The sequence below is a fragment of the Microcoleus sp. genome, from assembly GCF_041354475.1.
GTDB lineage: Bacteria > Cyanobacteriota > Cyanobacteriia > Cyanobacteriales > Microcoleaceae > Microcoleus.
The window spans coordinates 1-10,698 of the sequence record NZ_JBGJZU010000124.1; the positions used below are offsets into that span (position 1 = coordinate 1).

General features: G+C 47.2%; 9 protein-coding genes. 6 read left to right on the top strand and 3 right to left on the bottom strand.

Features of this window, described 5'->3' with window-relative positions:
- The coding region (locus ACBR23_RS27490; protein WP_371121051.1) for a calcium-binding protein at positions 1-2,438 on the top strand (2,438 nt) is incomplete at its 5' end.
- A gap of 490 nt (positions 2,439-2,928) precedes the next feature.
- Complete coding sequence (locus ACBR23_RS27495; protein ID WP_371117946.1) at positions 2,929-3,696, top strand: metallophosphoesterase family protein; 768 nt, start codon at positions 2,929-2,931, stop codon at positions 3,694-3,696.
- A 7-nt stretch (positions 3,697-3,703) separates the two neighbouring features.
- Here the strand turns inward: ACBR23_RS27495 and ACBR23_RS27500 are convergent, their stop codons facing one another.
- Complete coding sequence (locus tag ACBR23_RS27500; protein ID WP_371117945.1) at positions 3,704-4,564, bottom strand: M48 family metallopeptidase; 861 nt, start codon at positions 4,562-4,564, stop codon at positions 3,704-3,706.
- 313 nt (positions 4,565-4,877) lie between these two features.
- Here ACBR23_RS27500 and ACBR23_RS27505 point away from each other — a divergent pair, with 313 nt between their 5' ends.
- Positions 4,878-5,402 carry a DUF4330 domain-containing protein gene (locus ACBR23_RS27505; RefSeq protein ID WP_340522040.1) on the top strand — a complete coding sequence of 175 codons (525 nt, stop codon included), beginning with the start codon at positions 4,878-4,880 and terminating at the stop codon, positions 5,400-5,402.
- A 150-nt stretch (positions 5,403-5,552) separates the two neighbouring features.
- Here ACBR23_RS27505 and ACBR23_RS27510 read toward each other — a convergent pair whose 3' ends face one another.
- Positions 5,553-6,458, bottom strand: coding sequence for an alpha/beta fold hydrolase (locus ACBR23_RS27510; protein WP_371120821.1), 906 nt, complete (start codon positions 6,456-6,458; stop codon positions 5,553-5,555).
- Between the two features lie 216 nt (positions 6,459-6,674).
- Here ACBR23_RS27510 and ACBR23_RS27515 point away from each other — a divergent pair, with 216 nt between their 5' ends.
- Both ACBR23_RS27515 and ACBR23_RS27520 read left to right on the top strand, forming a co-directional pair.
- Complete coding sequence (locus ACBR23_RS27515) at positions 6,675-6,830, top strand: hypothetical protein (RefSeq protein ID WP_341739089.1); 156 nt, start codon at positions 6,675-6,677, stop codon at positions 6,828-6,830.
- Positions 6,831-7,191: 361 nt separating this feature from the next.
- Positions 7,192-7,773, top strand: a complete 582-nt coding sequence (locus ACBR23_RS27520) for a hypothetical protein (protein WP_341739090.1) — start codon at positions 7,192-7,194, stop codon at positions 7,771-7,773.
- Between the two features lie 32 nt (positions 7,774-7,805).
- Here ACBR23_RS27520 and ACBR23_RS27525 read toward each other — a convergent pair whose 3' ends face one another.
- Positions 7,806-8,720, bottom strand: coding sequence for a hypothetical protein (locus ACBR23_RS27525; RefSeq protein ID WP_371117943.1), 915 nt, complete (start codon positions 8,718-8,720; stop codon positions 7,806-7,808).
- A gap of 813 nt (positions 8,721-9,533) precedes the next feature.
- On the opposite strand from ACBR23_RS27525, the gene ACBR23_RS27530 reads away from it, so the two are divergent.
- Positions 9,534-10,427, top strand: a complete 894-nt coding sequence (locus ACBR23_RS27530; protein WP_341739092.1) for an MBL fold metallo-hydrolase — start codon at positions 9,534-9,536, stop codon at positions 10,425-10,427.
- The last annotated feature ends 271 nt before the right edge of the window (positions 10,428-10,698 follow it).

Here is a 10,698-nt window from a genome sequence, read left to right on the forward strand (position 1 = left end):
TGAGAGGGGGAAGTAGCGGTTGTAACCTCTCCCACTGTTCGTTACTTAAGTCTCCTCGGTTCATGAGCGTTAAGTGGTTGCGATCGCCTATTTTCCAGTATACAACGAGTTTGAAAACACGCCCTAGTACCCTAGATGGCGGTGCGGGCAATGATTATCTCAGTGCTGGTGGTAATAGCATCTTAGAAGGAGGTGCTGGCGATGATACGCTCAATGCCGGATTTAGTAGTGGGAATGTGCTGCGAGGCTCAGCAGGTAACGATCGCTATCAAATACGGGAGTTTTCGCAGAATCAATTGCAAATTCAGGATACAGGTGGGATCGATCGCCTAGACTTTGTTGATTTTGAGGGCTTTGTCAGTACCAGCCCTACGCTGTCGCTGTCGTTGTCATCGGGCAATACAGGCTTGACGCGACAAGGCACGAGTTTACTGATTGACATCAACAAAGACGGTATCGCACGGGCTACCGATGACGTGGTAATTTCCGACTTCTTCGGTGCATCGCCGAGTCTGGCTGGTGCTGGCTTCATCGAAACTGTAGCCAACCTCACTGGTGCAGCAATTCTGGCTGCTAATCTGACTGAGGCTACGGCGGCACCCGGAAGCATTGCAACCAGTGGTACACCTGGCAACGATAACCTCACAGGCACTGTCGGCAATGACAACATCGCAGGCTTAGATGGCAATGACACCATCAGTGGCTTAGATGGCAACGATACCTTGCTAGGTGGTGCAGGAAACGACAACCTCAGTGGGGGTGGGGGCAATGACAGCCTCCAGGGTGACAACGGCGATGACACCCTGGATGGAGGTATTGGCAATGACATTCTCAGTGGGGGTGGGGGCAATGATAGTCTCGCTGGTGGCGATGGAGATGACACCTTATTCGGCAGTGGCCCTAGTACCTTGGATGGTGGTGCAGGCAATGACTATCTCAGTGGTAATGGTAATAGCATCTTAGAAGGCGGTGCTGGCGATGATACGCTCAATGCCGGATTTGGCAATGGCAATGTGCTGCGAGGCTCAGCAGGTAACGATCGCTATCAAATACGGGAGTTTTCGCAGAATCAATTGCAAATTCAGGATACAGGTGGGATCGATCGCCTAGACTTTGTTGATTTTGAGGGCTTTGTCAGTACCAGCCCTACGCTGTCGCTGTCGTTGTCATCGGGCAATACAGGCTTGACGCGACAAGGCACGAGTTTACTGATTGACATCAACAAAGACGGTATCGCACGGGCTACCGATGACGTGGTAATTTCCGACTTCTTCGGTGCATCGCCGAGTCTGGCTGGTGCTGGCTTCATCGAAAATGTAGCCAACCTCACTGGTGCAGCAATTCTGGCTGCTAATTTACCAGAGACACCCACGACGCCGACACCCACCGCGCCGACACCCACCGCGCCAACACCCACCGCGCCAACACCCACCGCGCCGACACCCACCGCGCCGACACCCACGACGCCGACACCCATCGCGCCGACACCCAAACCGGTGACAATACCCACGGTGACAACACCAACACCAACACCCACACCAACACCAACACCAACACCCACACCCACACCCACACCCACACCCACACCAATTTTCACTCCCGCACCTGCTCTGACATTCACAGCGCCGATCGCACCCACAATGACAAACTCACCCGCACCGACAGGCTCAGCGCAAACGATCGGCAGCAGCGGCAATGACGTCATCGTCGCCAACGATGCTAACAATCCTTTGTACGGCAACAAAGGAAACGATAGCCTCTATGGCAATAGCGACAACAACATCATCTTCGGAGGCAAAGGTGACGATGCCCTCTTTGGCAACGACGGTAACGATCTCCTCTATGGCAACCAAGGGAATGACACCTTGATTGGAAGCGATGGTAACGATACCGAGTTAGGAGGAAAGGGTGACGATGTTTTGTTTGGTGGTACAGGCAATGATGTCCTCAGTGGCGATCTAGGCAACAATACCTTAGCCGGTGACGCTGGTAATGACTCCCTGTACGGCGGTAAAGATAATGATGTTTTGCTGGGCGGTACTGGCAACGATTTCCTCTATAGCCAAGAAGGTAATGACTTTCTGACTGGTGTTGATAGCACTGCTGCTAACCCAGGGCTGGGCGAAATCGATACCCTGATTGGTGCAGAAGGCAATGACACTTTCTTCCTGGGAGATGCCACCAAGTTCTACTACAACGATGGCATTGATAGCGCTACTGGCAGCACCGATTATGCTTTGATTGTCGGCTTCAACCCCACTCAAGATATCATCCAGCTTCAAGGCGCTCCTACCACTTATGTGTTAGGTGCTTCTCCCGCCGGATTGCCTGTTGGAAACGCTATTTTCAAGAAGACTGGGAGCTCGGATGAATTGATTGCTATCGTCCAACCAGTTTCTTCCTTTAGCCTTGACAGCTCTTCTTTGCGCTTCGTCTAATAGCAGCGAGACTGACTGGTTAATTTTTTTGTAGGGGCCTACCCCTACAAAACCATGTTTTTCGTCATAATGAAATAGCTCTGCTTCAGAAAGGGGACTTTGACTTGTTCGAGTCCCCTTTCTTCATTTGTCAATTTCTTGCTCCCTCCCCTTAGTAAGGGGAGGGTTGGGGTGGGGTAAAAAACTTGCGACTCATTTAGGATTGCTATAGAAGTATAACAACTGCCTAGGTTATGTGGGCGATCGCGACACCCTGTGGATGCGAGGCTAGTTAAGAGCTATGTCGCTGGTGGTTAAATCTACTGGGTTTTTGCATTCACCCAAATTTTGGGTTTTGTGTAAATACTTATCAACTTTACTAAATCTTTATACAAAACAGTATAATGGGTGACACCCCCTGTTAGGCACCAGAGGGCAAAAAGCCTAGCAGCAAAATCAGATGCTGTTAGCTACGGGTTTTTGTTGAGAGTCAGGAAATTGAATAAGTACGATGGAGCATCGGCGCATTGTTATTGGTGATGTACATGGGCATTTCGATGGCTTAATGATCTTGCTAGAGGCACTTGCCCCTAGCTGGGACGATCGCGTGTATTTTCTCGGAGACTTAATCGATCGCGGACCTAAGAGTGCTCAAGTAGTAGAATTTGTCAAGCAAAGTCGTTACCAAGCTCTGTTAGGCAACCACGAACAACTGATGTTAAATGCTCTAGTCAGTGACGTTGCTGATATGCGATCGTGGCAAGCTTGGCTTTGCAGTGGCGGTGATGCCACCATCGACAGTTACAGAAATACAGGGATGATGCCCTACCAGCACTTAGAATGGATGCGATCGCTCCCCACCCACCTCGACTTGGGCGATATCTGGCTAGTCCACGCCGGGGTCGATCCCACACTCCCCGTTGACCAGCAGTCTAGCGAACAACTCTGCTGGATTCGCAAGGATTTTCACAACATCTCTCAACCCTATTTTCCCGATAAATTAATTATCACGGGTCACACGATCACCTTTACGTTTCAGGGTGTCAGACCGGGGGAATTAGTCAGAGGACAAGGGTGGCTAGATATTGACACGGGTGCTTATCATCCCAAGAGTGGCTGGCTGACAGGATTTGACCTCAACTACCGCCGAGTTTATCAAGTCAATGTATTTAACCATCAAGTCCGAATTTTGCCCTTAGACGAATTGGTTAGACCATTGAACTCCTCGGAAATTCCCCTCCAGAAATCGGTTTTGAGTCCAGTGGTTTCACCGAGCTAGCTGTTGACTACTGACGCGAGGAACCCAGAAGCCTGCGGATTTCCTGTCTGTAAGTCCCATTGTTCAAGCCTTCACCCGTAGCCAAACTCGGATCGATTCCCTGTTCGATCGCCACAATGCGGGAATCGGTAGCTGGATGAGTGCTCAAAATGCTGGGAGGAGAAGGTCTGTTGAGCAACTTTTTCATAAAATCCACCATCCCCAATTGAGCGTAGCCCGATCGCCCCATTGTTTGCAATCCCAACTGATCTGCTTCGTATTCAGCTTGACGGCTGTGGGGACGGCGCAAAGCCAGTTCCACCCCTAGCTGCACTACCTTAGAACCATCGAGTCCCGCTGCTGAAGCGACACCAGAGGCGATCGCCATTTGACGCATTTGTTTAATCGCGTGGCGTGCACTAATGTGACCGATTTCATGGCCGATTACGCTGGCTAATTGAGCTTCATTATCTGCCGCGGTCATTAAACCTTTATTCACATAAATAAAACCGCCCATTGTCGCAAAGGCATTAATATTGTCATCGTCAACGACTTGGAAGGTATAGGGAATATTCGGGCGATCGCTATTTTGGGCCAGTCGCTGACCGATGCGGTTGATATATGCTGTAGTGGCGCGATCGGGATAAATTTTAAATTCCCGTCCAGCCAACTGCTGATTGATTTCTTTACCTATAGCCACTTCTTGGCGATCGGACACATTCGACAATTGAATAACTTGAATACCTCGAAAAATCAGTTCTGGCAAAGAAAATGCTTGCATCGGTTCCGGCGACACCACCCAGATTCCCGCAGTCACAATCAGAGACAGAAATAAATAAATTCCTTTACCACATCTACGCCGGATTGTCAACCAATTTTTTTTAAACATGACAGATATAGCCTTTGTTTCGACCGCTTTTGTGAATGGGATGTATGGCATACTTGAAGTATAGCTTGATTGACAAGGGAGATTCCCAGAATCAATGCTGGGACTTTTTCAATTTTATGTCGCCCTTGAGACTCAGATATATCAGTCTTCAAGTCCTGCGGATTGTGAGCAGCGATCGTGGTAATATCTTTTGGCTTGTAAAGATACTTCTTAAGCTATCAACCCCTAACAGAAGACGCTGGATAAATTCAGCGGCTCGTGTTTCGTCCGCGACTATCAAGCTACGCGGTTTCCACACTCCCGAAGATTTTTTATGAAAATTTTGGATTCACAAGGCCGCTTGTTCGGTAAACTTAGCATCCTAGACCTAGGTGCTGCTCTGATCATTCTGCTAGTTGCAGTCGGAATCTTCTTCTTCCCTGGTACTTCTGGGGGTTCTGTAGCCCAAGTTGGCGGCGCCGATGTCAAACCAGTAGAAATCGATGCCATTGCGATCGGTCTTAAAGGGACAAACTTTCAAGAGTTATTCAAAGCAGGGGATAAAATCAATGTGATTATCCGTAACCAACCTTCCGGTCAGATTACGATCAAAGCTGTCAAAACATTGACCAGAACCCTCGCCGTTCCTCAGCCCAATGGCACATTGAAAGCTCTACCAGACCCCAGAGAAGAAGAATCTTTCAGCAGAAATATGATGTTTACCTTAGAAGGTAAAGGTCAAATTACTGACAACGGCCCTGTTTTAGGCAATACGAAGGTCAAAATTGGCACTACACTAGAACTTGAAGGCAAAAAGTATATTTTCAACGCCAGCGTCATTGATGTGCGCGTCAAATAGCTATTAGTTATTGGTTATTGGTTATTTGTTATTGGTTATTTGTTATTTGTTATTTGTTATTCACATTATTATAATCACGAATAACTCATAACCAATAAACAATAAAAATAACCCATAAACCATAACAACTGGCCGTTGTCAGTTTACTTTTTACCCTTCCGATAGCAACTTTAAATATTGCCGGATCAAGCCAATGGTGACAGCAGGAATTTCTAGTTGCGGTGTCAAACCGACATTTTCCAAAATTTGGAAAACTTTGATGGCTTCGGGGTTGAGATTGGCCAATCGCTGGCCAATCTCAGGGCTGGTAAATTGTGACTTTTCTCCCCAAATCATCGCAGTGGGTGTTGTTAGCTGAGTGATGTATAGGGATAAATCGAAGGATAAATCTCCTCGCACAAAAGAAAGAGCGGCATACTCTGCATTCGGTTCCAAGGCAGATTCTAGATAAGCATCTACGATTTCTTGGTAAACTCGGCGATTGTCGGCAAATTGCCGCTGTTCTAGAAAGTTGCGGATGCCCCCATCGGTGGCAATTCCGGTATTGTAAAGCAAGCGGTCCAAAATAGGTGTGCTGACTATTTGAGCAAATAAACTTTTGCTGTAATCTTTGCCAAAGTCAGACAAACCGCTAGGTGTGGTCAAAATCAGGGATTTGAACAGGTCTGGTCTGGCGATCGCTGCTCGAATTGCCATCGCCCCAGTCAGAGAAGAAGCTATCACATCCGTCGGACTCCCGCAAGTTTTTTCGAGAAATTCGATTAAAGATGTGATATAATCGTCAACCTTGTAATTTTTCGCCGGATGTTCCGATCGTCCCCAGCCGATTAAATCCGGTGCCAAAACTCGATAGTCAGCGGCAAAAGCCGGATAAACTTTCGACCATTCGTAGGCACTGGAACCGCCTCCAAAACCGTGAAAAAATACCAAGTTCGGCAAATTGTCCGAAGTTGAGGTAGGTATCTTCATCCAAGGCGTTTTTTCCGCGGTGTAGTATACCATTCGGCCTTGGGAAGTAACTGTCGATCGTTGACCGAAGCCTAGGGGCAAAAGCATAAATAAACCTCAATTGTAGTGAGATGGTAGATTTGGGTCTGGCATCAGTCTGAATGTGAAAAAAATTGTTTAGTTGAGGGTGCTTTTGTAAAGTTTGAGTATTGATTTAATTATATGAAATTACAGGTGAAGGGTCAAACTACAGACAGGAAGCAAGTTTTGAGATTTTTGCTGTTCGGGTTGTGTAGTTATCCTCACCCTTGCAAACTACTGTGAATGGGAGATAATAGCAAGGTGATGGGTAATACCCCTCACTGTCAAAAACTCAGTGAGTCGCTATCTCAAAGCGATGCTTGCACAGTTACAGTGCTAAAGCTCTCTTTCACAGCCCACGGTGGGTTTGCTGTCGATCGGTCTGACTTTGGTAACTAATTTACTGGACAATAATTGACAATGGATAGGTAGCGCTCTACCCAAACGCTGAAGTTATCACACAAGTGGGAGCAAATAACCCATAGATGTGTCCCAAAAAGGCTGTCAAGGGCAGGCTGGATACCTACCCCGCAGGAATTATGGGAGATATCTAATCATTAATCACGATACTTTGCGGAGCAGCGACTTTTCATGTCGAAAGTCTTTGTTAGAAAGGTGAGGGTCGGTTGTTTATTCTGAATTGGGGGGGTTTGGCAATCATTAGTCGCCCCCCGCTCAATTCCACCACACAAAAAATAACTAATCTCAGGGAGGTCTACTAACGATGCAACTGCTCAGGAAAAGCGATCGCGAGGGTTTTATGGTTGACACAAAAAGTCTTCAGTCTGACAGGATAGCAGAATTTGAGACTCCATGTCGAAGCGTAGATTTAAACGGCAAAAATAATGTTGTGGTTGCTACTCCCGACCGCTCTGTGGGGGGAGCAGAGCCTCGGATGCCTGCTGTAGCACCGGATTCTGTGCGACTAGCTTTAGAAGAGTTGAAATGCTTTGAAGTAGTAGAACACCAGTTTAAACATTGGGGGCTAACTTTTACCAATGTGGTGGCAATCCAACCTTCCAACCCAGCATTTTTGACGGTTCCTGGGATCACAATTTTAATGGGAGCCCCCAAAAGCGGACAGATAGAAATCTCTTTTAAGTATCCAGTTCGCTTTGTGTCAGGACTTGTCACCAGTTCCCGGCGAACGGTTTTGTCTGCTTGCGACCTGGATGGTGTCCAAATTGCTCAGGATGAAATGCCAGCACCCAATCTGGTAGGGTCTAATTCTGCCATTGAGCCGAGCACTGAATTGCGTGTCAAAGCACCAAATATTTCTCGAATCACTTTTTACGCTTTTGATGGTCAGCTAGTAGTCCATGATTTAATTTTTGGCTTTTAAAAATTCCGAATTCAAAATTAATTTTTAACGACTCAGCTTGATTTGGTTTTTTCAGAACAATGTAGAGAGTCCAAAGTCTGCAAAGCTTCTAGAAGGGCATTGCGGACTATAGCTTCTGGTTCTTGATTCAGCATCAAGCGAAAGCACTCAGCAGTGTGCGACAGGCCGATGGAATTTTTGAGGGAACTGGGTTTCCAAAACCCAGGACTTTTGACCAAATCGGTCATTTGCCGCACTGCTATCAAACGCTTTACAGGGTCTGCATCCGTCAAATCCGCCAGGATGCCATCTACTACCGCTTCATCTTTGGAAGCACTTTGGCTCCAGACTTGTCGCACCAACAATACCACAATGGCGATCGTCCCCAAATTTTGTAAAATTGCGCTCAGAGCCATCCAGTTACTCTGGGACTGTGCCCAAATCGAAAAACTCATGTAAGTTCCTAAAGTAGCAAGGCCGCCACTACCCACCGCTACTACCAAGCGTCGGCTGGGGCTGTTCCAAAATTGCTCCATGTTCGATCGCAATTGTTGCCAATCCCAGGACTGTGCCCGGTAAACCAACATCATCGCTCCGATGCCCAAGCCCGTAGCAGCCAGTAATTGACTGTTCCACCAGCCCCAAACTGCTGAAGCTGTTAAAACGGCCAGGGTGCCAGACGATCGATTCCAACGCCCTAACACCCATTTGAGCAAGGTAGTAGAAACTACAGGCCGGTTCGAGGATCTTTGAAAGTCAATCCTGGGGTGTCTGGCTGACTCAGGAACGGCTGTGGGTATAGTTTGAGGAAATGGACGGTTTTCCGGTGTATTTTTCTTCAAAAACTGGACATCGGTCATGGATGAGGGTAATTTCTGCAAGTAGTCCGATCGCACTTGGTCATTAGCTTCTGACAGTTCTTCTTGTCTGGGAGGCATTTTGGCTGTAGTTTTTTTTACTCGTTCCATACTGAGTTTTTGGATCAATTTGTATATTGAAATAGTAACAACAAGCAGTAATGCTCCCCTAGACCGATCGCCCAATGGTCTGGGAAGCCTGCACGGGGCATCTAGCCACTTCTTTACCCTAAACTGCTAGAGTTCAGTTATCATTAAACGAGTGCTTGTTGATAGCACTCCCTCCTGCGTTGGAGCAGGAGTTGTCATCGAGATTTGAATGCCGCGATTAATTTAGCATCGGTCTCACGAGATAGAGTAAGGATGGCTAATCCTGAATTCACGCCTGTAGAGTAGAAGGAGCCGACTCCCTACGTAGAAGCAGGAAGTAAGTTTTAAGTGTCCGAGATGTCATTCTTGTCCGCTTTATGTCAATCTTATGTAGCAGATAAGGGGCATTCCACTTTGTCCGATCGGTCTCAAACCCGGTAAAGTAGTGGTAACATTTGTAATCGAGATGGGAATGCTGCTATCAATGTTGGATACACACAAAATTCGAGACAGCATCTCAAATAATGTATTTGTTAACATTTGGTAACAAATACAGCTCAAAAAAATCATAGTTGCCGATCGAGACTTCCCAGAGCAGAGGTTTGATGGCACAGCCCTTACAAAGACAGAGACTTGAATGCAGCTAAAAAAATAAATAAAGTCGGGATAGGGCATTGCCACGACTCTAAACGGACGCAGAAGGGACGTAAGACTACTTTGGTAGCAGACCCTGGTGAAGCGTCAAGAATCACCGCACTTTTAGGGCGGTGAGTATGTCAACAAGATGTAAACACCTTACCAACAGATCGCCGGAGCAATCTTGCAGGAAAACCCATGTCTAGTATGCAAAGCCAATTCACAGTTCACTTCTGGGGCGTTAGAGGTAGCATAGCGTCTCCGGGAGCTGAAACAGTACGTTACGGGGGCAACACACCCTGTATTGAAATGCGAGTGGGTGACAGCCGCTTGATTTTCGATGGCGGTACAGGGTTACGGGTTTTGGGACAAACTCTCCTGTCGCAGATGCCTGTAGAAGCTCATATGTTTTTCACTCACTCTCACTGGGATCACATTCAAGGATTTCCGTTTTTTGTCCCAGCTTTTGTCAAGGGCAATTGTTTTCACATCTATGGTGCTGTTGCTCCTAACCAAGCTACTATCCAGCAGCGCCTGAACGACCAGATGCTTCACCCAAATTTTCCAGTCCCCCTACAAATTATGGGTGCAGACCTGAAGTTCAATGATATTAAAGTGGGCGATACAGTGGAAATCGGGGAGATCAAGGTGGAAACTGCTTTGTTGAACCATCCAGGAGAAGCTATGGGCTACCGAGTTAACTGGCGGGGCTATGCGGCGGCTTACGTGACTGATACAGAACATTTTGCAGACACCTTGGATAAAAATGTGGTGAAATTGGCTCAGGATGCAGAGGTCCTGATCTACGATGCTACTTATACGGATGAGGAGTATTATTCGGAAAAGTCGAGCCGGGTTGGCTGGGGACATTCGACTTGGCAGGAAGCGGTGAAAGTGGCTAAGGCGGCTAACGTCAAAAAGTTGGTGATTTTTCACCACGATCCTTTGCACAATGATGAATTCTTAGACAAAGTGGGAGAGCAAGTTGCTCAAAGGTTCCCGAACAGCTTGATGGCGCGGGAAGGTTTGTCGTTACAGTTGCTTCCTCCTGAAAAGAGTGTCCCTGAAACGTGCGATGAGAAAGTGATTTAGTTGTATTTTCAACATAAATTTGGATGACGATCGGCAATCAGACTACGTGTTTGACATACTCACCGCCCTGAAAGTGCGGTGATTCTTGACGCTTCATTGGGATGTGCTGCAAGCAGTCTTACCTTCCCTCTGCGGCCAGAAGCGAGTCGTGGCTATGCCCAATCCCGACTTTTTGTATAATTCTCGCAGCGTTCAAATCCCTGTCTTGGTGTGTACCGCAGTTTAAACAGATTAATTCTCGAATTGACAGGTCTAATTTACCCCACTTAAA

What these genes read in the sequence shown, in the direction of transcription:
- ACBR23_RS27495 (WP_371117946.1), top strand. Translation starts at nt 2,929, where the DNA reads ATGGAGCATCGGCGCATTGTTATTGGTGATGTACATGGGCATTTCGAT.
- ACBR23_RS27500 (WP_371117945.1), bottom strand. Translation starts at nt 4,564, where the DNA reads ATGTTTAAAAAAAATTGGTTGACAATCCGGCGTAGATGTGGTAAAGGA.
- ACBR23_RS27505 (WP_340522040.1), top strand. Translation starts at nt 4,878, where the DNA reads ATGAAAATTTTGGATTCACAAGGCCGCTTGTTCGGTAAACTTAGCATC.
- ACBR23_RS27510 (WP_371120821.1), bottom strand. Translation starts at nt 6,458, where the DNA reads ATGCTTTTGCCCCTAGGCTTCGGTCAACGATCGACAGTTACTTCCCAA.
- ACBR23_RS27515 (WP_341739089.1), top strand. Translation starts at nt 6,675, where the DNA reads ATGGGAGATAATAGCAAGGTGATGGGTAATACCCCTCACTGTCAAAAA.
- ACBR23_RS27520 (WP_341739090.1), top strand. Translation starts at nt 7,192, where the DNA reads ATGGTTGACACAAAAAGTCTTCAGTCTGACAGGATAGCAGAATTTGAG.
- ACBR23_RS27525 (WP_371117943.1), bottom strand. Translation starts at nt 8,720, where the DNA reads ATGGAACGAGTAAAAAAAACTACAGCCAAAATGCCTCCCAGACAAGAA.
- ACBR23_RS27530 (WP_341739092.1), top strand. Translation starts at nt 9,534, where the DNA reads ATGTCTAGTATGCAAAGCCAATTCACAGTTCACTTCTGGGGCGTTAGA.